The organism is Aquincola tertiaricarbonis (genome assembly GCF_023573145.1).
Lineage (GTDB): Bacteria > Pseudomonadota > Gammaproteobacteria > Burkholderiales > Burkholderiaceae_C > Aquincola > Aquincola tertiaricarbonis_B.
Window position 1 is genome coordinate 1871419 of the sequence record NZ_CP097635.1, and the last position, 25678, is coordinate 1897096.

Consider the following 25678-nt stretch of genomic DNA (forward strand, 5'->3'; position numbering starts at 1 on the left):
GTCATCCCCCCAGTTGGGCCAATTGGCGGCGGCTGGCTTCCAGCGTGGCCTGCTCGTGCATGCCCTGCTGCAGCAGCGACACCATCGCCGGATGGCAGCGCACCGCCAGGTCCAGCTCATGGTCGTGGCCGGGGGCATAGGCGCCCAGCTGGATCAGGTCGCGCGCCTTGTTGTACTTGGCCAGCAGCTGGCGGCCGCGGCGGGCGGCGTCGATGTGGTCCTTGGTGGCCACCGAGGTCATCACCCGCGAGATGGATTTCTCCACGTCGATGGCCGGGTAGTGCCCCGCCTCGGCCAGCTCGCGGCTGAGCACGATGTGCCCGTCCAGGATGCCGCGCGCCGCGTCGGCGATCGGATCCTGCTGGTCGTCGCCTTCGCTCAGCACGGTGTAAAAGGCGGTGATGCTGCCCACGCCATTGAGGCCGTTGCCCGACCGTTCCACCAGCTGCGGCAGCTTGGCAAAGCAGCTGGGCGGGTAGCCCTTGGTGGCCGGCGGCTCGCCGATGGCCAGCGCGATCTCGCGCTGCGCCATCGCGTAGCGGGTCAGGCTGTCCATCAGCAGCAGCACATGCTGGCCGCGGTCGCGGAAGTGCTCGGCAATCGCGGTGGCATAGCTGGCGCCCTGCATGCGCACCAGCGGCGGCGCGTCGGCCGGCGCGGCCACCACCACCGAGCGGCGGATGCCTTCTTCGCCCAGGATGTCCTCGATGAACTCCTTGACTTCGCGGCCCCGCTCGCCGATCAGGCCCACCACGATCACGTCGGCCTGGGTGTAGCGGGCCATCATGCCCAGCAGCACCGACTTGCCCACGCCGGTGCCCGCGAACAGGCCCAGGCGCTGGCCACGGCCCACGGTGAGCATGGCGTTGATGGCGCGCACGCCGGTGTCCAGCGGCTGGCGCACCGGGTCGCGGTCCATCGCATTGATCGGGCGGCGCACCAGCGGCTCGGTGTCCACGCCTTGCAGCGGGCCGCGGCGGTCCATCGGCTGGCCGTGCGAATCCACCACGCGGCCCAGCAGGCCGTCGCCCATCGGCAGGTGCAGGCCGCGGTCTTCGCTGCGTCGCCAGGGGCGGTTTTCCACGCCCAGGCGCGGCGGCACGCGCGGGGCGGCACGCGGCACCACGCGGGCGCCGCTGGCCAGGCCGTGCAGCTCGCCGGTGGGCATCAGAAAGGCGCGGTCGCCGTTGAAGCCGACCACCTCGGCCAGCACCGGCGGCTGGCCGTCCATGCGCACTTCACACACCGCGCCCACCGGCGCGCGCACGCCGGCCGCTTCCAGCACCAGGCCGGTCACGCGCACCAGCACGCCTTCGCTGTCCAGCGGCAGCGGGGCGGCGGCAAAGGCCTGCAGGTCGGTCTGGAAGCGCTGCCACTTCTCGGCGCGGCTCATCTCCGCGCGGTTCATCACCGGGGCCGTCATGCTTCGCCCTCGTAGGGCACGTCCTGCCCCAGCACCGCGGCGGCCTGCGCCCAGCGGCTGTCGATGCGGGCGTCGATGCGGCCGACGTCCGATTCGATCAGGCAGCCGCCGCGCAGCACCTGCGAAGAAGGCATCAGCCGCGCGCCGCGGGCTTCCAGCGCTTCGGCCGCGCCGCTGGCCACGATGCTCAGGTCGTCGGGGTTCACGAACACGCGGATGTGGCGGGCCGACAGCAGCACCGCGTTCACCGCCTCCTCGGCCACGCGGGCCACCAGCTCGGGCCGGGTGCTCACCTCGGCGCGCACCACCTGGCGCGCCAGCTGGGTGGCGGTGGCGGCCACGGTGGCGGCCAGTTGCTGTTCCAGCGCATCCAGCTGCGCCTGGAAGGCGTTCACCAGCTGGCCCACCTGGGCCATGGTCTGCTGCGCAAAGCTCTGCTTGAAGCCTTCCAGCGCCACCAGGCCGTCGCGGTAGCCGTCCTGGTAGCCACCCTGGCGGGCTTCGGCCACGGCAGCCTGCAGCTCTTGCATCGTGGGGCCGGCCGGCGCGGCGGGTGCGGGCTCGGGCATCGGCTCGGGCGGCGGCGGGGCCGGCGGCGGCTCGGGCGCGCGCCGCAGGCTGGCCGGAATCTCGTCGAAGCCGCTGCCGAAGCTGTCGGGCCGCCAGGCGGCAAAGCCCTGCAGCTCTTCGCGCGGGATGAAGCGCGCGTAGCTGGAAGCGGGCCGGTTGCCACCGGCCGGGGGCTTGGGCGCGTCGTCCTTAGACGAAGTCGTCATCGCCTGCGCCTCCCAGCACGATCTGGCCTTCGTCCGCCAGTCGGCGCACGATCTTCAGCATTTCCTTCTGCTCGGCTTCCACTTCCGACAGCCGCACCGGGCCGCGGCCTTCCAGGTCTTCGCGCAGCGTTTCGGCGGCGCGGCTGGACATGTTGCGGAAGATCTTCTCGCGCAGCTCGGCCGAGGCGCCCTTGAGCGCGATGACCAGCGACTCGCTCTGCACTTCCTTGAGCACGGTCTGGATGCCCTTGTCGTCCACCTTGTCGAGGTCGTCGAAGGTGAACATGTTGTCCATGATCTTCTGGGCCAGGTCGTTGTCCGACTCGCGGATGTAGTCCAGCGCCGAGGTTTCCACCGCGGAGCCCAGCATGTTGATGATCTCGGCCGCGGCCTTGATGCCGCCCAGGTTGGCCTTGCGTGCACGCTCGCCGCCGGCCAGCACCTTGCTCATCACCTCGTTCAGGTCCTTCATCGCCGAAGGCTGGATGCCGTCCAGCGTGGCGATGCGGATCAGCACCTCGTTGCGTTGCCGTTCGGTGAAGCACTTGAGCACCGAGCTGGCCTGGTCGAAGTCCAGGTGCACCAGGATGGCGGCCACGATCTGCGGGTGCTCGTTGCGCAGCAGCTCGGCCACGCTCAGCGCGTCCATCCACTTCAGGCTCTCGATGCCGCTGGTGTCGCCGCCCTGCAGGATGCGGTCGATCAGCAGGTTGGCGCGGTCTTCGCCCAGCGCCTTGCGCAGCACCGCCTTGACGTATTCGTCGTTGTCGGGCACCAGCATCTGCTCGTTGGTGGCGTTCTCGGTGAAGCGGGTGAGCACCGCTTCCAGCCGGTCGCGCGGCACCGTCTTCATCTTGGCGATGGTCTCGCCCAGCTTCTGCACCTCCTTGGGCGACAGATGCTTGAACACCTCGGCGGCGTCCTCCTCGCCCAGCGACATCAGGAGGATGGCCGCGTCTTCGGCGCCGGTGTCTTCTTCCTTGGCCATGTCTGGCTTGTCCTTCCTGGGCCGGTCAGGCGGCTTCGCCGCTCATCCAGCCGCGCACGATGTTGGCCACCACCAGCGGGTTCTCGCGGGCCAGCTGGCGGGCCTGCTCCAGCTTCTCGATCGACTTGGGTGCTTCCAGCGCCACCAGCTCCTCGCTGCCGGGCAGGGCCAGCGGATCGTCGGCCACGGCATCGAGCTGCGCGGTCGCTTCCTCCGGCTCGGGCTCGGGCGGCCGGGCCGCCTTGAGCGCCGGGCGCACCAGGCCGAACACGATGATCAGCGCCACCAGGGCCAGCGACAGCGGCACCGCCGCGGTCTTCATCAGGTCACGCACTTCCTGCTGCTTCCACAGCGGCAGCTCGTCCTCTTCCTTGGGCGGCTCCACGCGGAAGGGGGCGTTGATCAGCTTGACCGAGTCGCCACGCTCCTTGTTGAAGCCGATGCTCTCTTGCACCAGCTGGGTGAGCTTGTCCAGCTCCTCCTGCGTCAGCGGCACCGAGGTGGGCTTGCCCTTGGGGTCGGTGCCGGTGCGGTGGTTCACCACCACGGCCGCGGTCAGCCGCTTGATGGTGCCGGTGGCGCCGCGCGTCACCTGCACCGTCTTGTCCACTTCGTAGTTGGTCACGTTCTCGCGGCGCAGCTGGTTGCCGGCGCTGGCGCCTGCCTGCGCGCCCTGCATCGGCTGCGAGGCGCCGTTGATGGGCGCGGTGGCCGGCACCGGCGGCTGGTTGGTGGCCGCGCCGGGCACGCCGCTGGGCATGGCCGGCGTGCCGGCATTCGATTCCAGGCTTTGCTGGCTGCGCACCGCGGCCGCCGCATTGGGGCCCTGGTTGGGGCGGAACTGCTCCGAGGTGGATTCGCTCTGCGAGAAGTCCAGGTCGGCGGTGACGTTGGCGCGCAGGTTGTCGCGGCCCACCACCGGCTCCAGGATGTCGGTCACGCGCTTGAGGTAGATCGCCTCGATCTGCTGGATGCGCTTGAGCTGCTGCTCGTCCAGGCTTTGGCCGCTGCCATCGGGCGAATCGGACAGCAGCGCGCCGGTCTGGTCCAGCACGCTCACGGCCTTGGGGTTCAGCTCAGGCACCGAAGAAGACACCAGGTGCACGATGCCCGCGATCTGCGAGCGGTCCAGCGTGCGGCCGGGGTGCAGCGTCAGCAGGATGGAGGCCGAGGGCTTCTGCTGTTCGCGGAAAAAGCCGTTCTGGTTGGGCAGCGCCAGGTGCACGCGGGCGTTTTCCACCGAGCCCAGCGCCAGGATGGAGCGGGTGAGTTCACCTTCCAGCCCGCGCTGGAAGGTGAGGCGTTCCTGGAACTGCGTCTGCCCGAAGCGGGCGTTGTCCATCAGCTCGAAGCCGACGACCGAGCCCTTGGGCAGGCCGGCGGTGGCCAGCTTCAGGCGGATGTCGTGCACCTTGTCGGCCGGCACCAGGATGGCGTTGCCGCCTTCGGTGTAGCGGTAGGGCACGTTCATCTGCGCCAGCTGCGCCACCACGGCGCCGCCGTCCTTTTCGCTCAGGTTGGCGAACAGCACCTTGTAGTCGTCGGGCTTGTTCCACAGCAGCAGCGCCACCATCACCGCCACCAGACCGGCCGCGGCCACGCCCAGCATCACCTTCGACTTGGTGGGCATGGCCATCAGCCGACCCAGCGTGGTGGCCGGCACCGCCACGGGCGCCGGTGTGCCATCGGGGGTGGCGGGGGTCAGGGCCTGGTTGGGCAGGGGGGCGAGGGCGGTGTCCATGCAAGGGCGGTTCGAGCGTGGCGCCATTGTTCGGCGCCAGCCCGCCCGGCTATAGGAGGAACAGTCCAGCAAACCGGCGTCAGTTCGCACCACCGTAGCGCGGCGGGCGACCCTACATTCGCTGCCATGGCAAGGTCCCCCCAGGTCTGCCAGGAACGCCGCCCGAGACACCCGCCATGGAACTCAAGCTCAAGCCCTTCGACTTTGCCCAGGCCACGGCCCGCGCCGGCCTGCGCACCGACGGTCAGCCGCTGCGCACGCCCAAGACGGCCGAGGGCGGCAGCTTCCAGACCGAGATGACCCGCGCCCTGAAGGCCGTGAGCGCCCAGCAGCAGGAGGCCCAGCGCCTGCAGCGCGAGGTGCAGCTGGACAACCCCACCGTGAGCCTGGAGCAGACCATGGTGGCGATGCAGAAGTCGCAGATCGGCTTCCAGGCCGCGCTGACGGTGCGCGGCCGTCTGGTACAGGCCTACTCGGAAATCATGAACATGCAGGTGTGATGTTGGCCCCCAAGCTCGCGCTGCTCGCTGCCCCCCAAGGGGGCGCACCCGCCCTTGGGGCGGCCCGGCGGGCGGGTGGTTGCCCCCAAGCTCGCTGCGCTCGTGGGCTTCGTTACACGCACGCCGGCTTCAGAAAGTCGATCTGCCGCAGGTAGGCCGCCTGCGTGGGGCCGTCTATCCAGGCACCCTGGAAGGCGTTGCGGCAGAACTGCGCCATCTCGGCCCGGGTGAAGCGGCCGTGGGCGGCCACTCGGGGCAGCATGCGGCCCAACGTGCCACTGGCCAGCAGGCCGGGGTCGTCGGAGTTGATGGTCACGCGCAGGCCGTGCTGCAGCATGGCGCGTATGCGCTCCACCCGCCGCGGCTGCGGGTCGCGCAGGCGCCAGGTGGGGCAGGCCGTCAGGCAGGTGCCGCGCTGGCGCAGCTGCTCGATCAGGTCGGGGTCTTCCAGGCAGTTGATGCCGTGGTCGATGCGCTCCACCCCCAGCAGCTCGATGCACTGCCAGATGTGCTTGACCGAGTCCACCTGGTCCACGTCGCAGTGGGCCGTCAGCCTGTAGCCCTGCTCACGCGCCCGGCGGTACACCTCGACGAACTTCGACGGCGGGTTGCCCGCCTCGTTCGAGTCCAGGCCCAGGCCGACGATCCAGCCGCATTCGCGGTAGGGCGCGGCTTCGTCCAGCGTGGCCAGCGCACTGTCCACGCTGCGGTCGCGGTTGATGCAGAGGATCAGCTGCGCCTGCACGCCCCAGGTGGCGCGGCCGTACTGCAGCGCTTCGTACAGGCCCACCACCACGTCGGCCATCGGCACCCCGCGTGAGGTATGGGCCTGCGGGTCGAACGAGATCTCCGCGTAGCGCACACCCTCTCGGTGGCACTGGTCCAGGTAGGCCAGCGCGGTGTCGAAGAAGTCGCTGCGCGTGGACAGCAGCTCGATGCCACCGTAGTAGCAATCCAGCATCTGCTTCAGGTCCACCTCGGGGCTGCCGCTGCCGCCGAAGTGGTGCGTCTGCTCGATCTGCTCCAGCGTCATCGACGCCATCGCATGTCGGTTGCGCCGGGCCAGCGCCAGCTTCTGGGCGGGCGTCAGCGTGCCTTCGATGTGCAGGTGCAGCTCGGCCTTCGGCAGCGCCGCGCAAAAGGCCGCATCGGCCAACAGCGGGGGCGCGTTCATTCGAGGTTGATCTTCTTGGCGGTGATCAACCGCGCGAACTGGTCGCGGTTGGTCACCAGGAAACGCGCGAAGGCATCTGCCGGCGCGGGCGCCGCCTCGATGCCCAGCTCCTGCAGGCGCCTGCGCGCGTCTTCGGTGGACAAGGCGGCCATCAAGGCCTGCTGCATCTGCGCCATCACCGGCGCCGGCGCCCCGGCCGGCGCAAACACGCCGAACCACACCGAGACGTCCAGCGGCTTCACCCCGGGTTGCTCGGCCGCGGTCGGTACGTCGGGCAGCAGCGGTGAGCGGCTGGCCGTGGTCACCGCATAAGCCTTGAGCTTGCCGGCACGCAGGTGCTGCAGCACCGAGCCGGCCGGCAGCACCGCCAGGTCCAGCTGGTTGCCCTGCAGGTCGGTCATGATCTGGGTGCTCACCGCATACGGGATGTGCTGCATGCTCACCCCGGCCGACTGCATGAACAGCTCGCCCGCCAGGTGCAGCGAGGTGCCGATGCCCGAGGTGCCGTAGCTGAAGCCATCGGGCTTTGCGCGGATCAGCGCCAGCAGCTCGGCCAGGTTGCGGGCCGGCAACTCCGGCTTGCCCACCAGCACCAGCGGCGCCGTGCCCACCCGCACCACCGGGCTCAGGTCCCTCAGCCCGTCGTAGCGGGTGGTGGTGGGCCGCACCAGCGGCGCCAGCAGGATGGTGCTTTCCACGCCCAGCACGAAGGTGTAGCCATCCGGCTTGGCCGCGGCTGCCCGCGCGGTGCCGATGGCGCCGCCGGCGCCCGACACGTTGTCCACGATGAAGTTGCCCTTGAGCCGCTGCGCCAGCTCGGTGGCCAGGTAGCGGCCCAGCACGTCGGGGTTGGAGCCGGCGGCATAGGGCACCACCAGCGTCACCGGCCGTGAGGGCCAGGCTTCAGCCGGGGTGGCCGGCTGCGCGCCAGCGCCATGGGTGCCCAGCGCCAGCGTGCCCACCAGAAGGCCCGCGGCGGCGCGGCGGGAGACTGCTTTCAGTTTGATCATGCTTTGCCTGCAAATGTTTCAAAAAGTCTAGGCAGCACAAGCGCAGGCACCCATGGCTGGCGCAGCATGGGGCCATGCGGCAGGCGCCACTTGCAGCCGTCACAATCGCTGCGAAGTCGCACAAACGGTATCAGTCGATAGGAATGGCATCACATGCTGGAAGAATTGGATGTGAGCCTGCTGCGCGCTTTGCAGGCTTTGCTCAACACCGTCAGCGTTTCGGGCGCCGCCGTGAGGCTGGGCCAGCAGCAGCCGGCCATGAGCCGCAAGCTCGGCGTGCTGCGCCGCCTCACGGGCGACCAGCTGCTGGTGCGCGTGGGCAACCAGATGCAGCTCACCCCCCGGGCCGAAGTGCTGCGCCCCGTCGTCGACCGTGTACTGGCCGAGCTGGCCCAGCTGTCGCCGCACCAGGGCTTTCTGCCGGCGCAGATGCAGCGCCAGTTCACCATCGCCTGCTACGACTTCCTGCCCGTGGAACGCTTCGCCGATCTGGTCGGCGAACTGGTGCTGGCCTCACCGGCGTCGTCGTTCGTCATCCAGGGCATCGCCGACAAGAACGACTTCGTGCGCCGCATGTGTGATGGCGAGCTGGACGTGGCCATCACCAGCCGCATGGACATCCCGGGCGTGCTGCGCTCATCGCGCCTGCTGTCCGATCCGCTGGCGGCGGTGGTCCGGCCCGACCATGCGCTGGCGGCAGGCATGGACCTGGCCGTCTACGGGCAGGCGCGGCACATCTCGGCGCTGGAGCGGGCCCGGGGTGCGGGTGCCGCGGTGGACGTGCTGCTGGCCGCGGCCGGTGTGCGGCACGAGGTGGCCATCCGCACCCAGTACCTGAGCCTGGTGCCCGCCATGGTCGCGCGCACCGGCATGGTCTTTACCACCGGGCTGCGGCATGCGCAGCGCATGGCCGCCGACCATGGCCTGGTGTGCGTGCCGATGCCGACCGAGATCGGGTCCATCGTCTCGTACCTGGTGTGGCACGAACGCACCCACCTGGAGCCGGCGGCGCGCTGGCTGCGCGAGCAGCTGACCTTGCGGCTGCGGTCCATCTAGGGGTGGCCGGGCCTGTCTCTAGGGGTAGGGCGCCCACCGGTGCGTGACTACGATGGGCCGCAGTGCATCTGACCGGGGAGAAGGCACATGAAGGCAATGTGGATCGCGGCCCTGGCCGCCGTGGCGGGCACCGCGCAGGCTGCCACCGTGGTGAACGTGCCGGGGGCGGACGGTGGTGCCGGCACCGTGGAAGCCGTCAGCTACCCGGTGGCCGCGGGCACCGTGCTCACGTTCACCAATGCGGTGACGCTGGATCTGGCGGCAGGCGACTACCTGCTCACGCCCACCGTGGTCGGCCGCACCGCCGGTGCCACCTTCGGCGGATGGAACTTCCAGTCCACCGTGGGCGGCAGCTGGGGCAACCACTTCGTGGCGGGCGCCGACCTGGGCAATGGCCGCTACCAGGTGCTGCTGGACGCCACCACCGTGCCCGAGCCCACCTGCAAGAACCACTTCTGCGCCTACGACAGCGAGCAGCAGGCCATCGACGCCTGGCTGGCCACGCCCGCTTTCCGGCTGCGGCTGGACTCGGCCACCCGCGTGGGCTTTGTCTCGGCCGACTACTACCTGCCCGACAACCTGGGCGGCATCTCCTTCGTCGTCAGCAGCGTGCCCGAGCCGGCTTCGGCCGCACTGCTGGCGGCGGGGGCGCTGCTGCTGGGCTGGCGGCTGCGTCAGGCCCGGGGCGGCGCTTCGTAGAGTTCCAGCGGCAGGTCGTCCGGGTCGGCAAAGAACACGAAGCGGCGGCCGGTGTACTCGTCCACCCGCACCGGTTCCACGGCCACGCCATGGGCTTCCAGCAGGGCCTTGCAGCGGTCCACGTCGTCCACCTCGAAGGCCAGGTGCCGCAGGCCCTGGGCCTCGGGGTACGAAGGCCGCGGCGGCGCCCCCGGAAACGAGAACAGCTCCACCTGCGAGCCATCGGGCAGCGCCAGGTCCAGCTTCCAGGAGCGGCGCGCCTCGCGGTAATGCTCGGCCACCACGGCCAGGCCCAGCACCTGGGTATAGAAGTGCTTGGAGCGCGCGTAGTCGGCGCAGATGATGGCCGCATGGTGGATGCGGCGCAGCGGCAGGCCCGGCAACTGAGTTGCGTGCGCGGTGCTCATCACGGGCTGCGTCAGGCCGCGGGGTCGGGCCGGTTGGCCGCGGGCACCACACCGGCCTTGGCCTCGGCGCCCACGTTGTCTTCAATGGCCATGTGCAGCCGGGCCACGGCCTCACGCTCGCCCTTGATGGCGTAGGTGTCGTGGCCGCAGGCCGGGCAATGCGCGGTGAACGCGGCCTGAATGCCGTCCAGCCCCGCGATGTCCATCGGCGACATGTCGGTGAGCTGCGCCTGGCAGTTGTTGCAGGTGATGAACTTGGGCCGCAGCGCCAGCTGCCGGTCGATGGCGGCGGCCTTGCGTTGCTCGGTGGTGCCGCGCAGGCGGGCTTGTCCCATGAAAAATCCTTGTGGCGGGGAGGAGGGCGCGGCGCAGGGCCGCGAAGGCCGCCACGATACCGCGGCTGCGGCAACGCCCGCGTCAGCGGCGCTTGCGCGTGGCCTGGTCGGCCTTGCGCCGACAGCGCAGCAGGCCACCCGCTGCCATGTTGTCGATGGGCTCGTCCATGTGCTCGCGGGAGTCGGGCTCGATGGGGGTGATGGGTTGGTGGCGTGGGGTAAGGGGATGGGCATGGGGGGCTCGGGGTGGTCTGCCAGGGGACATAAACAGACAACTCACCGGTCGGGCGGGGCGATCGCGCGGGTTGATAGGACGTCACCGCTCATGGGCCCATCCCGCTCGCGCGAAGTAGCCAGCGGCTGCCACACCGAGACTGGCGCGCCGCCGACCTGTTGGTTTCAACCCACGCCGACAGCCGAAGTGGTCAGCGGCCACCCGCGGCGGTATCTCAGTGAGCACCTCACCGTTTCAACCCACGCCGACCACCGAAGTGGTCAGCGGCGGCCATACAGCCGCGGCGTCAGCTCGCCCGACGTGTTTCAACCCACGCCGACCACCGAAGTGGTCAGCGGCCGGGCACATCACGTACCACCGCACGGACAACCCGTTTCAACCCACGCTGACCACCGAAGTGGTCAGCGGCGTACACGCCCGACAGCTGCGAGCCCTGCTGGATGTTTCAACCCACGCTGACCACCGAAGTGGTCAGCGGCCACGGCGCTGCTGACGTTGCGCGCCACCGTGTGGTTTCAACCCACGCTGACCACCGAAGTGGTCAGCGGCGAAGACCGCCAGGGCCGCGCGCATGCGCTTCTGGTTTCAACCCACGCTGACCACCGAAGTGGTCAGCGGCGCCCAGCTTGTGGCCAAGGGCGCCAGCCGCACGATGTTTCAACCCACGCTGACCACCGAAGTGGTCAGCGGCCAGCCGCGCAGGCGGCGTCATCAAACTGCGAATGGGTTTCAACCCACGCTGACCACCGAAGTGGTCAGCGGCCAGCCGCGCAGGCGGCGTCATCAAACTGCGAATGGGTTTCAACCCACGCTGACCACCGAAGTGGTCAGCGGCATGGCCTGTAGCTGCTGGTCGGACCAGCATCGGCCGTTTCAACCCACGCTGACCACCGAAGTGGTCAGCGGCTTGCGCACGCGCGCCGCCATGTCCCAGGTCTTGCTGTTTCAACCCACGCTGACCACCGAAGTGGTCAGCGGCAGCCCATCAGGTGGGCCATGGGCGAGCCCGGCACGTTTCAACCCACGCTGACCACCGAAGTGGTCAGCGGCGTGGCTCAGTGAGCAGCAGCCGGTGGCGCGAGTGTTTCAACCCACGCTGACCACCGAAGTGGTCAGCGGCTCATCGACTCGGCAATCATGCCGTGGGCGTTCATGTTTCAACCCACGCTGACCACCGAAGTGGTCAGCGGCCACCGCCGGCACCGTTGACCGTGTAGGCCTCGCAGTTTCAACCCACGCTGACCACCGAAGTGGTCAGCGGCCGCGGTCGGGCAGGCCGTCGCCTGGCTGCCAGTAGTTTCAACCCACGCTGACCACCGAAGTGGTCAGCGGCCATTGCGCTTCTCCTGTCGATTGGCCTTCTTCCTGTTTCAACCCACGCTGACCACCGAAGTGGTCAGCGGCCACGGCGCGCGGGCGCTGCGGCACGAACGACTTGGAGTTTCAACCCACGCTGACCACCGAAGTGGTCAGCGGCGCCGAACAGGCGGCCCACCGGGATGCGCTCGGTGGCGTTTCAACCCACGCTGACCACCGAAGTGGTCAGCGGCGCGTCGATGCATGCGGCTCGCGCGGCCACTGAACCCGTTTCAACCCACGCTGACCACCGAAGTGGTCAGCGGCGTCATTGCAAACCGTGGGCCAGCAAGCACCCACACGTTTCAACCCACGCTGACCACCGAAGTGGTCAGCGGCGCCACCAAGGCAGGAGCTGCTGCCACCGTTGCTGTTTCAACCCACGCTGACCACCGAAGTGGTCAGCGGCGCCGGTGATCGTGCGGGTTTCGCTCGGCGGAACGTTTCAACCCACGCTGACCACCGAAGTGGTCAGCGGCCGATCGACAGCAGCAGCCTGCCGGCTGGCACCTGGTTTCAACCCACGCTGACCACCGAAGTGGTCAGCGGCCCTGCCGAGCATCGAGCTGGGCGGGCCCATGATCGTTTCAACCCACGCTGACCACCGAAGTGGTCAGCGGCCCTTGATGGTGCCGGCGTAGATGGTCGCGCTGCTGTTTCAACCCACGCTGACCACCGAAGTGGTCAGCGGCCTTTGCGCAGCTCGCCGTTGATGAACAGCCGCCAGTTTCAACCCACGCTGACCACCGAAGTGGTCAGCGGCGGCCGGCGCCCAAGCGCAACGGCGGTCGCCAACTGTTTCAACCCACGCTGACCACCGAAGTGGTCAGCGGCCAGGCCACCGCCCGCTGGCGCACTGGTGGCCGCGTTTCAACCCACGCTGACCACCGAAGTGGTCAGCGGCGTCGAGACGGATTCCTTCCCTGCGGAGACGCACGTTTCAACCCACGCTGACCACCGAAGTGGTCAGCGGCATCATCGACTCGGCAATCATGCCGTGGGCGTTCATGTTTCAACCCACGCTGACCACCGAAGTGGTCAGCGGCTGGCGCGATGACCGTGCCGGCGTCCTGCGCGCCGTTTCAACCCACGCTGACCACCGAAGTGGTCAGCGGCGCTCTCGCATGACCGTTACGAGCACCGTCGCCGGTTTCAACCCACGCTGACCACCGAAGTGGTCAGCGGCGCTACTGCCTGATCGGCCGCGATGCCGGCTACATCGTTTCAACCCACGCTGACCACCGAAGTGGTCAGCGGCCAAAGAGCATCGGCGCGCCGGTGCCTGTGGAGTCGTTTCAACCCACGCTGACCACCGAAGTGGTCAGCGGCCCGCCTACATCAACGCCGGGGGCACCCGCGCATGTTTCAACCCACGCTGACCACCGAAGTGGTCAGCGGCGGCGCTGGCATCACGCTGGAGTCGCCGCTGCTCGTGTTTCAACCCACGCTGACCACCGAAGTGGTCAGCGGCGCCGTAGCTTCGCGCGCTTACGCACAGCCTTCGTGTTTCAACCCACGCTGACCACCGAAGTGGTCAGCGGCCAGCGGCAAGGGCGTGAGCATCAACCGCCTGCTGTTTCAACCCACGCTGACCACCGAAGTGGTCAGCGGCCAATCCGGCGCTCCATGTAGCGGGCAGCCACCCAGGTTTCAACCCACGCTGACCACCGAAGTGGTCAGCGGCGTGGCTGGCTATGCGTGCGCAGCTGACCGTGCTGGTTTCAACCCACGCTGACCACCGAAGTGGTCAGCGGCATGGATTGCCCTGTCGGGCTGCTTAGGAAGCGAAGATGTTTCAACCCACGCTGACCACCGAAGTGGTCAGCGGCGTGACGACAGCGAAAGGAGTGCGTGATGGACAAGGTTTCAACCCACGCTGACCACCGAAGTGGTCAGCGGCAGGCTCTTGCCCAGGCTCGCGCCCAGGTTGCCGGTGTTTCAACCCACGCTGACCACCGAAGTGGTCAGCGGCGCGGCGCCTTCAACCCGAACGACCCCAGCATCTTGTTTCAACCCACGCTGACCACCGAAGTGGTCAGCGGCGCAGCATGCCGTCGGGGTCACGCTCGGCCAGGGCCGTTTCAACCCACGCTGACCACCGAAGTGGTCAGCGGCCGACCCCTAACCGCTCTGAAGGAGCTAGACAAATGTTTCAACCCACGCTGACCACCGAAGTGGTCAGCGGCCCTTCGCCGGCCACCGCCTGGTCATCCTGGTCAAGTTTCAACCCACGCTGACCACCGAAGTGGTCAGCGGCAGTTGCAACCGTCGCCATCCGACGCAGCAAGGAAGTTTCAACCCACGCTGACCACCGAAGTGGTCAGCGGCGCAGGCCCGCCACGTCGCCCCAGAAGTTGTCACGGTTTCAACCCACGCTGACCACCGAAGTGGTCAGCGGCCGCCGGCCGCACCGGAATACGCCTGGTTGATCTGGTTTCAACCCACGCTGACCACCGAAGTGGTCAGCGGCGGTTGATCCACGGCATGGAGGGCGCGACGTACAGGTTTCAACCCACGCTGACCACCGAAGTGGTCAGCGGCAGCAGCACGCCGTCGGTGGTGATCTCGTAGTCGATGTTTCAACCCACGCTGACCACCGAAGTGGTCAGCGGCCGCCGGCCGTGACATTGATGTCGAGCGTGCGAACGTTTCAACCCACGCTGACCACCGAAGTGGTCAGCGGCTGCCGGTGCTGACTGTCCAGCCGCTTCCGTCCATGTTTCAACCCACGCTGACCACCGAAGTGGTCAGCGGCGCTTCAGCGTGCCCTGCCCCACCGTCGCCGGGAAGTTTCAACCCACGCTGACCACCGAAGTGGTCAGCGGCCGCCTTCAACGTCGAATGCCATACGTCACCGGTTGTTTCAACCCACGCTGACCACCGAAGTGGTCAGCGGCGGCAGCGAATGCCCGGTCAATGCAGTGGCGCAGGTTTCAACCCACGCTGACCACCGAAGTGGTCAGCGGCGCTGTTGTCCAGGTAGTTGTTGGCGGCGTCGGTGTTTCAACCCACGCTGACCACCGAAGTGGTCAGCGGCGGTCGCGGTCGAGGTCTTCATTGATGGGCACGTTGTTTCAACCCACGCTGACCACCGAAGTGGTCAGCGGCGAGATCATGGAGCGGCTGCGCACGGAGGTGTGGGTTTCAACCCACGCTGACCACCGAAGTGGTCAGCGGCAGAACAACGCCAGCGGCGCCAGCGCCACCAATGGCGTTTCAACCCACGCTGACCACCGAAGTGGTCAGCGGCGAACCGCCGGCCAGCGCTCAACGCCGGCACGCTCGTTTCAACCCACGCTGACCACCGAAGTGGTCAGCGGCACTTCTGCAGTTCGGCGTCGATGGTCTTGAGCTGTTTCAACCCACGCTGACCACCGAAGTGGTCAGCGGCTGAACCGCCGGCCAGCGCTCAACGCCGGCACGCTCGTTTCAACCCACGCTGACCACCGAAGTGGTCAGCGGCGCCGTTGCTGTCGTTGTAGAGCGTCACCGTCCCGTTTCAACCCACGCTGACCACCGAAGTGGTCAGCGGCGGCTTTTTTGCGTCTGCGCTACACGCTGCACCAGTTTCAACCCACGCTGACCACCGAAGTGGTCAGCGGCTCGGGCGTGCCGGGTGGCGACAAGTACCTTGAGTTTCAACCCACGCTGACCACCGAAGTGGTCAGCGGCACCGGCGGCCGGGCTGCCCTGGGCTACGTCAAGGTTTCAACCCACGCTGACCACCGAAGTGGTCAGCGGCTCCACAGCGCCAAGTCCTTCCGACGGCAGCGAAAAACGCTCGCCGTTCGCGAACCTGCGGCCATGTGGCGGGTCAGGGACCCGCGCCGGGCCGGCCACTTGCGGTTTTTCATGAAGGGACAAGGACTTGCCGTGGGCGCGAACCTCGGCGGTGACGGGCGTCACTCGGGGTTCGCGGGCATCATCATAGGACGAGGGGGTCCTCGAAGTCCGTGGCCTTGAACTTGCCGAACTCGCGCACCTCGCAGCCGCGGCTGTCGGCCATGCGGTATAGGCGCAGGCAGTCGGTCTTCAGGTCGACCTCGGCCAGCAGGCGCCGCTCCAGGTCTTCCATCTGCGCCAGGGTCACCTGGCATTCAAACACCGATTTCTGCACCCGCTGGCCCGTGCTCTCACACACCTTGGCCACCCGGCGCAGGCGGCGGCGGCCGGCGCGGTCTTCGGTGTTCACGTTGTAGCAGACGATCACCAGCATCGTGGCCTCCCTTTCGCCTTCGCCGTGGCCTACCGCATCTGGAAGGGCACGTAGCCCGCCGCCTCGCCACGCAGGTGCCGCGCCAGCAGGCGGGCCTGCACCAGCGGCACCAAGCCCACGGGGATGCTCTCGGCCAGCAGCGGATGGGTCAGCAGGTCTTTCTTGCGTTCCTGGTAGGCCGTGACCACGGCCTTGCGGGCATCCCCACACAGCAGCACGGCGCCACCTTCGCGGGTTTCGAAGTCGGCCTCGGAGAGTTGCGCGCGGTTCACCAACGTCAGGGCCAGCCGGTCGGCCAGCGGGCGGAACTCTTCCATCAGGTCCAGCGCCAGTGCCGCGCGTCCGGGCCGCAAGGCATGCAGCAAGCCGAGTTGAGGGTCGAGCCCGGCGGTTTCGCAGGCGCTGCGGCAGTCGTTCATCCACATCGCGTAGAGAAAGCTCAACAGCGCATTCATGCGGTCGCGCGGGGGGCGGCGCGTGCGGCCGTCCATGGTGAAGTGGGCACGCTGGTCGGCGCGCACCAGCCGGTTCAGGCCCGCGAAGTAGGTGCGGGCGGCTTCGCCTTCCACCCCGCGCAGTGTGTCCAGGTCGGCCGCGCCCGGCACGGCGCGCTGGCTGGCGGCCAAGTCCTTGGCGGCGCGGGCCAGCAGTTGGCGGTCGGTCTCGTCCTTGGTGTCGCGTGCACCGCGCAGCAGCACATGGCGCTGGTTGCGCAGCTTGCCGGCCACGATGGCGCGCGCCGCCTGCAGCGTGAAGGCCGGGTCATCCAGCGCGCGGTGCTGGGCGCGGCGCAGCAGCACGTTGCCGGTGGTTTCGCCTTCCAGCCGGGCTTTGAAGCGGCCGTTCATGTCCAGCAGCACCAGCGCGATGCCGCCTTCGGCCAGGCGGTGCATCAGGCCGGCGCTCAGGCCCACGTGGCCAAAGCACACCACCGCCTGCAGGTGGTGCAGCGGTACCCGCAGCCGGGTTTCCTTGTCTTCGTCCACCACGCGCAGGGTGTCGTTGTCCAGCCGCAGGTAGCTGTCGGGCAGCGTGACGTACAGCGTGTTCAGCAGTTGCATCGCGGCTCCGGGTTCAGGCTGGGGCGTCCGGCTCGTCCACGTCGAACACGCGGACGGCCGTGCCGGTGTCCTGCAGCGCGGCCCAGGCCTGCGGCTGGCAGCGGTCGCGCAGTGAGCAGTTAGGGCAGCGCCGGGTGTCGGTGGTGGGCGGGGGCAGCACGCCTTGCCGCAGCATGGCCCGGATGGCATGCGCGCTGCTGCGAACCTGCTCGCGCAGCGCATCGGTGATGGGCACCACGCGCCGGCGCTTGGAGCTGGCATAGAACAGGGCGCCTTCCGCCACCGCATGGCCGGTCATGGCTTCCAGGCACAGGGCTTGGGCGGCCAGTTGCAGGTCGTCCGCTGCGGCGATGTCGGCCGCCTTGTGCCGCGAGCCGTGCTTGTACTCCACCGGGTAGGGCGTGCCGTCGGGCTCGAACTCCACTGCATCGGCCTTGCCGATCAAGCCGAGTTCGTCGTGCCACACCGGCAGCGCCCGTTCAATGCGCAGCCCCTTGCGCATCTCCATGCCCGGCTGGTCCACCTGCCGGTGCACGGCCTGGCCGCGCAGGGTGTGCAGGTTGTCGTCGAAGGCCTGCTCCAGGTGGATCAGGCCGCATTGGCGCGGGCAATAGGCCCAGTGCTGCAGGGCCGACAACGGCAAGGGGTCTTCAGGCTCGGCGGTGGCGGTGGGCATGGCTTGCTCCTGGCCGCCGCGGCATGGGCGGCGGCCGGTCGGGCTCAGCAGCGGCGCAGCAGGGTCACACCGGGTGCGGCCTGCACGCGTTGGCCGACGTCCAGCGTTTGCTCATCGAAGGTGACGGCGTACTGGTCGAAGTTGCGCGCAGGGGTGCCGGGCTGCCGGGGCGCCACCTTCAAGCGGTCGAACAGCGCATGCGCCGGTGCATTGCCCAGCTCGCTTTCATGCTCGAACACATACAGGCCGCGTGTGCTCATCTGGCCGCGGGCGGCGGAGCGGTCGTGCTCGAACATCTGCTCCAGCGCCTGGAAGTACAGCGCCAGGTCTTCGGCCGAGAAGCCGGTTTGTTTGGCCAGAAAGCTGGAGATGAAGCCATGCGAGCGGTACAGGCCATAGGGCACGGTGTGCTTGCGGCCCATGGTGCGGTTGTCGCCGCCCTGTTTCTCGGCTTCGGCCTCGGTGGCCACGGCCATGCGGGTGATGGCATGCTCCAGCGCCACGATGGGCTCGATGGAGCGGGCAAAGGTCATCTGCACAGGGCCGCGCACCTGGCCGCAGTTCACGCCGGTGGACATCACCGCGCCAAAGGTGCGCACGTCGAAGAAGTTGGCGCACATCCAGTCGCGGGCCTTGTCCACCTGGTCACCGGCGCCCTTGCGCTTCTTGTCTTCGCCCTTCAAGGCCTCTTCGCCGCCGGTGGCCACGTAGGCCCGCTCATGGGTCTTGTTCAGGATGGCGCGCTCCTTCACATAGATCTCATAGGGAGGCTGCTCACCGTGCACCAGCCCCACGTAGTTGCGCACCTTGCGCTTCAGGGCCACGTCGGTCATCAGGCCGTGGCCGGTTTCGGCGTCCAGGCGGGGCAGGTTGCCGGCGTCGGGGTCGCCATTGGGGTTGCCGTCCTTCACGTCGAACAGCACGACGAAGTCGTAGCGGTGGCTCAGTGCGGTCATGAGTTCAGTCTCCCGTGGTGGTGGTTTCTGCGGTGGCCGGCGCTTCTGCCTTGGTGAACAGGTCTTGCCGTTGGTGGTAATAGCCCAGCGCAAAGCGGCCCTGGTCGGGCAGGTTCAGGTGCCCGGGAAAGTCGGTAATGCCGCTGGTGATCTCGGCCACCAGCTTTTCGAGGTTCACGGCGCGGCCCCGGTTCTGCATCTTGGCCAGGTGGTGGTTGTGCAGCCGCAGCAGCGTGGTGAACACCGCCAGCGGCGTGCTGGAGGCCGCGCCGTAGTAGCGCTCGCGGATGGTGGTGTTGAGGCCGGGGTTGGCCTCTTCCTGGATCTTCTCCAGGACCGAGAACAGGCGGCCCAGCCGGTAGGCCGCGTTGGGGTTGTCCTTGTCGAGCATGGCGCGGGGTGCCTCCTGGGGTGAAAGTCGGTACGAGCGGGTGAGACAGGCCTTGATGACCGCGGCCCGCAGATAGCCCACCTGCTGCTCGGCCCGGCAGCGCTGCACCGCCGCGTTAAGCCACAGCGCGGGGTAGGGGCCGCCGCTGAGGATGGCGCGCATCACGTCGCCGCCCAGCGTGGGCGGGATGTTGTCGGCCTTGCGCTGCAGTGCCACGGCACGCAGCAGGTTGAACAGGGTCGGGTAAGGCGGGTCTTGCGGGCTGCGCACCACCTCCAGGTCCTGGAACCAGGCCTGGATGTGCCGCGCAACATCGCGCAGGGGATCGGCATGCCAGAAGCGGATGGCGATGCGCGCGGCATTGGGGGCCAGGCCCAGCACGTAGAAGCGGTTGTTGCCGGCGGCGCCGTCGAAGCGGCCGCTGCGCACCGCGTTGAACAAGGCACTGACCTGCGCGGTGTGGGCGTCCGGGTCGTCGGGCAGTTCGTCGAACAGGGCGGCAAAGCCGTCTTCCACGTCCTTGTCTTCTTCACGCTGGGCCCAGAACACGGTGCTGGCATCGCCCACCTGCATGCGCTGGGCCGATTGTTTGCCCAGCAGGTGGTTCAGTGCGGTGGTGTACGCGAAGGCTGCGGCCGGGCTGACGGGGGCGTTGGCGCCTTGCTCCTTGCCAAAGGAGCGAAAGGCATCGAGGTTGAACGAGACGATGTTGGCGCCGGAGGTTTGGGCGCCCCACACGCCCTTGATGGCGCTGTGCAGGCGCTCGGGCGGCGTGGGCTGGCCGGTGATCAGGCAGGTCACGGTGGCTGGGTCATGGCCGGCGGCGGCTGGCGTGGCAGCGGCCTGAATGGCAGCGAACACGGCAGGGCGTTGGCAGACCAGGTCGTTCTCGCCTTGCAGGCGGAAGCTGAGGTTGGGGTTGCCTTCTTCGGCCACTGCGGCCCAGGCCGGCTTGGCCTGGGCTGCCGCCAGCGGATCAGCGGCAAGGAAGCGGCGTACCGCCTCCAGGCCGGCATCCCCTTCGGCATGGGGCGCCAAGGCGTCGAGGCGTTGGCGGAACGCGGCCATCTGCTCGGCCACGCGTTCGGGCTTGCCCTTGGTGTCCAGCCCCAGCACGTACTCGGCCGTGTCCCACAGCAGGTTGGCGGCCACGCCGGAGGTTTTTTTCACGCCTTGGGGCACCAGGTAGCGGCGGGCCACCTTCTTTTTGCCCTGTGGCTCTCGGGTGTCGCTGATATCCAGCAGGCGACCGTCGGTCGACAGCTCCAGGATGAAGGGGATCTCCTTGTCTTCCAGCCCGGCGGCGGGCAGGCGGCGCACGGGATCGGGGTCGCGCACCTTGCGCTCGTAGTACGCGTGCAAGGCCTGCAGGATCATGAGCGCACCTCGGCCTGGGTCAGGTCCAGCACACCACGCGTGAGCTGGGCGCGGAAGAACATCGGCCGCGGGTCGGCGGGCCGGGTGAAGTCCATGTCGTACAGCATCCAGCCGAAGTCGCCGTCCAGGCTGGTCAGCGGCTCGGGCTCGCCATCGGGCGAGGCCACCAGGCGCACGCGGGCATCAAACTCGCGGCAGCCCAGGTAGGGCTGGTTCACGCACTGGCCTTTGCTGGCGCGGCGCTGGAACATCTCGGTGTACTTGGCCAGGTTGCCCATGGCTTCGCCCTTGACCGGCTCCATCCGCGCATAAAGCCGGTAGGCCACGTCACGCAGGAACAGGCCGGCGCGTTGCTGGCGCTCTTTTTCCACGTAGAGGCCGAGCTGGCCCTTGCCCGACTGCATCGCACCCGCCACGTTGCGGGCGGAGACGACCGCCCCCACCTCGTTGCGCCGCACGCTGATCCAGCGCACCGGCGACAACACCTCGATGCGCTCCATGCGCCATCGGATCTCGGGCTTCCACAAGATGGACTCGAACACCGACCGCGCCGCCGATGGCGTGATGAAGTCGTAGGAGACGCGCTCCACCTTCATCTCAGGCCGGGTGAAGCAGGCGTAGTCGCCGCGCACGTCAAGGCAGAACTCTGGTCGCATGGTGGGTGGCCTCCGTGGGTGGTGTGGGCTAGAAGAAGAGGGCGAAGCACCAGGGCACTGTCATGGCAAGCGCGACCAGCATCCACAGGGCATAAAAGCGATGGTTCGGTTGGTCTCTCATCAAGCGCAGCTCGCGTAGCAACTTCGTCAGGTCCATGTTCGGCCACCCATCCACTCCAGCGATGAGGCAAGTCTACACAACTTCTATGTAAGACAAGTAGTACCTCTACGATGCTTCCGATAGCACTGGTATGCTGAAGTCCCTTCGGGGTGGATTGAAACTAGGTCAGACCCGGGGTGCCTCATAGGCATGTGGCGCGCACGAATGGCAGCCCCGTTCGTGCGCGCCTTCCCTACACCACATACACCGGATCCCCCGGCGCGCCGTCCACGCGCACGCCGAGCACGCGGTCGTAGAACACGTCGGATTCGGCTTGCACGTAGACGCCGGGCACCGGCTCGCGCACATCGCCCTGGGCGATCAGCCGGCGCAGGTCGTGCTGGTAGATCGTGACGCCGTAGCGCTGCAGCTTGCGCATCAGCCAGCGCTCGGGGCCGTCGCGCTCCAGCAGGCCGATCAGGGCGTTCACGTCTTCGCGGCAACGGTCGCTGTGGTAGCGCACGATCACGGTGGCAGCGTCGTCGTTGTCGATCATCCGGAAGCGCTCGGCCGCGCTGCGGAACTGCATGGCCAGCGCCTTGTCTTCCCTGCTCACCTGCAGCCGCAGCAGCTCGCAGATGCCTTGCTGGTCGAGCGAGTGCGCATCGGCATAGAGCCGCTGGAAGTAGCGGCGCACACGTGCCACCGACAGCGGGTCGGGGTCGTCGGTGGCGGCCAGGTCGTCCCACACCTGGGTGCAGGCTTGCGCCGCCTGGCGCAGCAGGCCGGGTGGTGGCGCTTTGGGCGGCACGAACACGTGCACATCGCCAAAGGCCAACAAGCCTTCCCGATTGCAGCGGCCTGCGGCCTGCGCGACCGAATCAAGGCCGGTGACGGCACGGAAGACCACGGGGAAGTCGAAGTCGACGCCCGCCTCCACCAGGTTGGTGGCGACCACCCGCACGGGCTGTGGCTGCAGGCCTTGCGCCAGTGCCTGCCGGCGGGCGGCCAGCGCGGATTTGATGTCGGCGATCACCTCGCTGCGGTGCTGGGGGCACATCAGCGCCGAGAGGTGCCACAGCCCTGGCGTGGCGCAGCCGTCGTCTTCCTGCAGTTGCTGCCTGAGTGTGTCGTACAGCGTGCGGGCATCGGCCCGGCGCCCGACGATGGCCAGCGCCGCCTCCTGCTGCGCCACGGCCTGAGCGGTGACTTCCCAGGGCTGCGGCTGCTGCAGGTCGGCGGGCAGGTGCACCCGCACACGCTGCAGCGCGGCATACAGGGCCGGCTCGTCGTCGATGATGGCGGTGACTTCTTGCGGGCCATAGCCGCGCAGGCCACGGCCGCCAAAGTGGCGTTGTTCGGTCAGCGTGGGCTGGGTGGCAGTGCACAGCACCACCGTGGCGCCATGGTCGCGCACCAGCAGCCGCAGCACATCGACGATGGGCTGCAGGTAAGGCACGGGCAGCAGTTGCGCTTCGTCGATGACGATGACGCTGCCGCGCAGCCGGTGCAGCTTGCGGCAGCGTGAGGTGCGGCTGGCGAACAGGCTCTCGAACAGTTGCACGCTGGTGGTGACGATGACCGGGGCGTCCCAGTTCTCGCTGGCCAGCCGCGAGCGTGGCGTCTCCGAGGCTTCGTCGGGCTCCACCGCGTTGCTGTGGTGTTCCAGCACCACCCGCTCGGCCATGTCTGGCCCCAGCGCTGCAAACACGTCGCGGTAGACCTCGGCCGTCTGCTCGATGATGCTGGTGTAGGGGATGACCATCACCACGCGGCGCAGGCCGTGGCGTTGCGCGTGCGTCAGGGCAAAGGCCAGGCTGGCCAGGGTCTTGCCGCCACCGGTGGGCACCGTCAGGGTGTAGGTGCCCTGGGCGCCGCCGGCCTTATGGCGGCAGGCGGCCAGCACCTCGGCGCGGCGCTGGTTGACGGCGGCGTCGGCCCGGCCCGCGGCCGCCACCGCCGCCGCCTTGCGCGCCATGTAGGCATCGAAGGTGGCCAGCAGCGTGGCCATCGGGGGCATTGGCGCCTGCCGTGCCCGTGTGTGGTCGGGGCTGAAGAAGGCTTCCGTGTCCAGAAAGTCGGCATCGACCAGGGCCGAGAACAGCATGCGGGTCCACAGGGCCAGCCGACCGGGGATGTCCTCGGTACCGCTGCGCAAAGGGATGGGGATGGCGGCCAGGTCGGGCAGGCCGCAGGCAGGGGCCAGGATCTCCGGCTGCGGCTGGGCGGCCAGCGCTTCCTGCCATTCGCGCCGGGCGTCCGGTGCGCTCAGTCGCCCCTGCAAGCCGTCGTACCAATCAGCCAGCCCGGCGTGGTGGCCGGCGATCACGTACTGCAGCAGCCGGGCCACCAGCAGGCCACGCGGGCCGAACTGCTGCTGCAGCCACTGCGCGGCGTGCAAGGCGCCTGCGGCGGAGTGGGTCTTGTCGCTGCCCTGGGGCAGCCGGCCTTCGATGTGGGCCTCGGCCACCAGCCGGATGTAGCGCTGGAAGCCGACGCGGTACTTGCCCAGGTCGTGCCACACGCCCGCCAGCCGACCGCATGTCGCCAGACTCCGGTCTTCGCCGGATAGGAGAAGCGAGTCGAACGCCAGACTTCCGACTGCGTGCAAATGTTCGACCAAATCATGGTCGCCGCAATCACCGGTGCCTTTGTGAGCGAGAGCGCGGAAAGATGGCATCTCGTGCGGTGTGTTAGCGGCGGCCATCACAGCTTCGTGGATTGCGGTTGCCTGCTGTAGGTGTTGGTGGTGTTGAGGGATGGTAGCTACGGCTCACGCCGGCCGGCTGTCACTATTTGCCCCACGGCTCATCGTTTGATGCCACCGAGATCCAAGCCAAAGAACTCCTGGGGCTGGAATGTCCGGACACCGTCGGTGATCGGGGGTGCTCCTGCAGGTCCTCTGCCGCGCGCCTGCTGTGTGCCCAAGCGCATGGCCGTCGCGATCTCGCCGCCTCACCCCAACCCAAAACAACCCCCTTTGCCCCCCTCTTTTCCCGCCGTCTCCCCCCTCAAGTCCGTCGGAAGATGGCGCCGAGACTCCGGGAGCCCCGCATGATCCGATCCCTCTGGATCGCCAAGACCGGCATGGAAGCCCAGCAGATGCAGCTGGACAACGTGTCGCACAACCTGGCCAACGCTTCGACCAACGGCTACAAGCGCCAGCACGCCGTGTTCGAAGACTTGATGTACCAGAACCTGCGTCAGGCGGGCGCGGCCACGTCCGAGCAATCGCAGCTGCCCACGGGCCTGCAGGTGGGCCTGGGCGTGCGCACGGTGGCCACTTCGCGCAGCTTCAGCCAGGGCAACCTGCAGCAGACGCAGAACAACCTGGACATCGCGGTCAAGGGCAACGGCTTCTTCCAGATCCAGCTGCCCGACGGCACCACCGGCTACACGCGCGATGGTTCCTTCAAGGTCGATGCCAACGGCACCATGGTCACCAACAACGGCTACACGCTGCTGCCGGGCATCACCGTGCCGGCCAATGCCACGTCGCTCACCATCGCGCAGGACGGCACCGTCAGCGTGACCGTGCCCGGCCAGGTGGCGGCGCAGAACCTGGGGCAGCTGCAGCTGGCCAACTTCATCAACCCGCCGGGGCTGGAGCCGCTGGGCGGCAACCTGTATGCCGAGACGGCCGCCTCGGGCACGCCCAACGTGGGTGCGCCGGGCACTGAATCGCTAGGCACGCTGCAGCAGGGTTTCGTGGAAACCAGCAACGTGAACGTGGTGGAAGAGCTGGTGGCCATGATCGCCACGCAGCGCGCCTACGAACTCAATTCCAAGGCCATCAGCACCTCTGACCAGATGCTGGCCAAGCTGGGGCAGCTGTGATGAAGCTCGTGTTGCGCACCTTCACCCGCTTGGCCGTGCCGGCCGCCGCGCTGGCGGTGCTGGCCGGCTGCAGCCACATCAACGACTACCGCGTGCCGCCGGTCGACATCAATGCGCCGCCGCCGGTGCTGCCGGCCGCCACGCCGCAGGCCGAGGGCAGCAACGGTGCCATCTACCAGGCGGTGGCCTACCGCCCGCTGTTCGAAGACCACCGCGCCCGCCTGCCCGGCGACGTGCTCACGGTGCAGATCACCGAGAAGATCAGCGCCAGCCAAAGCTCCAACAGCACCATCGACAAGAAGACCTCGGTGGACGCGGGCGTGACCGCCATTCCGCTGATCTCGCCCAAGGCCCTGGCGCGTGCCAGCGCCACCGGCACCGGCAGCAACAAGTTCGATGGCAAGGGCTCCACCGACGCCAGCAACGACTTCTCCGGCACCATCACCGCCATCGTCACCGGCGTGCTGCCCAACGGCCACCTGCTGATCAGCGGCGAAAAGCAGATCGGCGTCAATGCCAACGTGGACGTGCTGCGCTTCTCGGGCCAGGTAGACCCGCGCGCCATCCGTTCGGGCAACACGGTGCAAAGCACGCAGATCGCCAACGTGCGGGTGGAACACCGCGGCAAGGGCCAGCAGGCCGATGCGCAGGTGATGGGCTGGCTGGGCCGCATCTTCCTGAGCGTGATGCCCATCTGACGGACCCGAC

21 protein-coding genes and 1 CRISPR repeat array are annotated in these 25678 nt (G+C 68.2%); of the genes, 5 read left to right on the forward strand and 16 right to left on the reverse strand.

All coding sequences use genetic code 11. The annotated features are described in order from the left end of the window. Nucleotide 1: 1 nt before the first annotated feature. Genes fliI through fliF form a run of 4 tightly spaced genes read right to left on the reverse strand, consistent with a single transcriptional unit; the run spans nucleotide 2 to nucleotide 4928 of the window. Nucleotides 2-1423, reverse strand: a complete 1422-nt coding sequence (fliI, locus tag MW290_RS08655) for a flagellar protein export ATPase FliI (protein WP_250194269.1) — start codon at nucleotides 1421-1423, stop codon at nucleotides 2-4. Then, a complete protein-coding gene (locus tag MW290_RS08660; protein ID WP_250194270.1) occupies nucleotides 1420-2199 on the reverse strand; it encodes a FliH/SctL family protein in 780 nt (259 codons plus the stop codon). Before MW290_RS08660 ends, fliI begins: the two co-directional genes overlap by 4 nt. Then, nucleotides 2183-3187 (reverse strand): flagellar motor switch protein FliG, encoded by a 1005-nt coding sequence (gene fliG, locus MW290_RS08665; RefSeq protein ID WP_250194271.1) that lies wholly within the window; start codon nucleotides 3185-3187, stop codon nucleotides 2183-2185. Before fliG ends, MW290_RS08660 begins: the two co-directional genes overlap by 17 nt. Nucleotides 3188-3212: 25 nt before the next feature. After that, nucleotides 3213-4928 (reverse strand): flagellar basal-body MS-ring/collar protein FliF, encoded by a 1716-nt coding sequence (gene fliF / locus MW290_RS08670; RefSeq protein ID WP_250194272.1) that lies wholly within the window; start codon nucleotides 4926-4928, stop codon nucleotides 3213-3215. Nucleotides 4929-5104: 176 nt separating this feature from the next. Here fliF and fliE point away from each other — a divergent pair, with 176 nt between their 5' ends. Then, on the forward strand, nucleotides 5105-5428 hold the full coding sequence (fliE, locus tag MW290_RS08675) for a flagellar hook-basal body complex protein FliE (protein WP_250194273.1): 324 nt from the start codon (nucleotides 5105-5107) through the stop codon (nucleotides 5426-5428). Nucleotides 5429-5540: 112 nt separating this feature from the next. Here fliE and add read toward each other — a convergent pair whose 3' ends face one another. Continuing rightward, complete coding sequence (gene add / locus MW290_RS08680; protein WP_250194274.1) at nucleotides 5541-6602, reverse strand: adenosine deaminase; 1062 nt, start codon at nucleotides 6600-6602, stop codon at nucleotides 5541-5543. Continuing rightward, nucleotides 6599-7612, reverse strand: a complete 1014-nt coding sequence (locus tag MW290_RS08685; protein ID WP_250194275.1) for a Bug family tripartite tricarboxylate transporter substrate binding protein — start codon at nucleotides 7610-7612, stop codon at nucleotides 6599-6601. The genes add and MW290_RS08685 overlap by 4 nt, the downstream gene beginning before the upstream one ends. A gap of 153 nt (nucleotides 7613-7765) precedes the next feature. Between MW290_RS08685 and MW290_RS08690 the strand changes: the two genes are divergently transcribed. Together MW290_RS08690 and MW290_RS08695 are read left to right on the forward strand one after the other, a co-directional pair. Continuing rightward, nucleotides 7766-8668, forward strand: a complete 903-nt coding sequence (locus MW290_RS08690; protein ID WP_250194276.1) for a LysR substrate-binding domain-containing protein — start codon at nucleotides 7766-7768, stop codon at nucleotides 8666-8668. Nucleotides 8669-8755: 87 nt separating this feature from the next. Further along, on the forward strand, nucleotides 8756-9367 hold the full coding sequence (locus MW290_RS08695; protein WP_250194277.1) for a PEP-CTERM sorting domain-containing protein: 612 nt from the start codon (nucleotides 8756-8758) through the stop codon (nucleotides 9365-9367). Here MW290_RS08695 and gloA2 read toward each other — a convergent pair. From gloA2 to MW290_RS08740, 10 genes are all read right to left on the reverse strand, one after another. Next, nucleotides 9343-9774, reverse strand: a complete 432-nt coding sequence (gene gloA2, locus MW290_RS08700) for an SMU1112c/YaeR family gloxylase I-like metalloprotein (protein WP_250194278.1) — start codon at nucleotides 9772-9774, stop codon at nucleotides 9343-9345. The genes MW290_RS08695 and gloA2 overlap by 25 nt on opposite strands. An 11-nt stretch (nucleotides 9775-9785) precedes the next feature. Beyond that, nucleotides 9786-10109, reverse strand: coding sequence for a hypothetical protein (locus MW290_RS08705; protein WP_250194279.1), 324 nt, complete (start codon nucleotides 10107-10109; stop codon nucleotides 9786-9788). Between the two features lie 396 nt (nucleotides 10110-10505). After that, a CRISPR array of direct repeats spans nucleotides 10506-15442; the repeat unit is 37 nt; unit sequence GTTTCAACCCACGCTGACCACCGAAGTGGTCAGCGGC. A 183-nt stretch (nucleotides 15443-15625) separates the two neighbouring features. Continuing rightward, nucleotides 15626-15916, reverse strand: a complete 291-nt coding sequence (gene cas2, locus MW290_RS08710; RefSeq protein WP_250194280.1) for a CRISPR-associated endonuclease Cas2 — start codon at nucleotides 15914-15916, stop codon at nucleotides 15626-15628. 29 nt (nucleotides 15917-15945) lie between these two features. Further along, entirely contained in the window at nucleotides 15946-16977 is a 1032-nt protein-coding gene (gene cas1c / locus MW290_RS08715; protein WP_250194281.1) for a type I-C CRISPR-associated endonuclease Cas1c, read from the reverse strand. Between the two features lie 13 nt (nucleotides 16978-16990). Next, nucleotides 16991-17653 (reverse strand): CRISPR-associated protein Cas4, encoded by a 663-nt coding sequence (gene cas4 / locus MW290_RS08720; RefSeq protein ID WP_250194282.1) that lies wholly within the window; start codon nucleotides 17651-17653, stop codon nucleotides 16991-16993. A gap of 44 nt (nucleotides 17654-17697) precedes the next feature. After that, nucleotides 17698-18609 carry a type I-C CRISPR-associated protein Cas7/Csd2 gene (gene cas7c / locus MW290_RS08725; protein WP_250194283.1) on the reverse strand — a complete coding sequence of 304 codons (912 nt, stop codon included), beginning with the start codon at nucleotides 18607-18609 and terminating at the stop codon, nucleotides 17698-17700. A gap of 4 nt (nucleotides 18610-18613) precedes the next feature. Continuing rightward, on the reverse strand, nucleotides 18614-20377 hold the full coding sequence (cas8c, locus tag MW290_RS08730) for a type I-C CRISPR-associated protein Cas8c/Csd1 (RefSeq protein ID WP_250194284.1): 1764 nt from the start codon (nucleotides 20375-20377) through the stop codon (nucleotides 18614-18616). Beyond that, the gene (gene cas5c, locus MW290_RS08735; RefSeq protein ID WP_250194285.1) at nucleotides 20374-21033 is read right to left on the reverse strand and encodes a type I-C CRISPR-associated protein Cas5c; all 660 of its coding nucleotides are present in this window, start codon (nucleotides 21031-21033) and stop codon (nucleotides 20374-20376) included. The genes cas8c and cas5c overlap by 4 nt, the downstream gene beginning before the upstream one ends. A gap of 28 nt (nucleotides 21034-21061) precedes the next feature. Continuing rightward, nucleotides 21062-21190 carry a hypothetical protein gene (locus tag MW290_RS33030; protein ID WP_259373436.1) on the reverse strand — a complete coding sequence of 43 codons (129 nt, stop codon included), beginning with the start codon at nucleotides 21188-21190 and terminating at the stop codon, nucleotides 21062-21064. A gap of 196 nt (nucleotides 21191-21386) precedes the next feature. Further along, complete coding sequence (locus MW290_RS08740; protein ID WP_310740065.1) at nucleotides 21387-23840, reverse strand: CRISPR-associated endonuclease Cas3''; 2454 nt, start codon at nucleotides 23838-23840, stop codon at nucleotides 21387-21389. Nucleotides 23841-24187: 347 nt separating this feature from the next. Between MW290_RS08740 and flgG the strand changes: the two genes are divergently transcribed. Both flgG and MW290_RS08750 read left to right on the forward strand, forming a co-directional pair. Then, nucleotides 24188-24970, forward strand: a complete 783-nt coding sequence (flgG, locus tag MW290_RS08745) for a flagellar basal-body rod protein FlgG (RefSeq protein WP_250194287.1) — start codon at nucleotides 24188-24190, stop codon at nucleotides 24968-24970. Next, nucleotides 24970-25668 carry a flagellar basal body L-ring protein FlgH gene (locus MW290_RS08750; protein WP_250194288.1) on the forward strand — a complete coding sequence of 233 codons (699 nt, stop codon included), beginning with the start codon at nucleotides 24970-24972 and terminating at the stop codon, nucleotides 25666-25668. Before flgG ends, MW290_RS08750 begins: the two co-directional genes overlap by 1 nt. Nucleotides 25669-25678 lie beyond the last annotated feature (10 nt).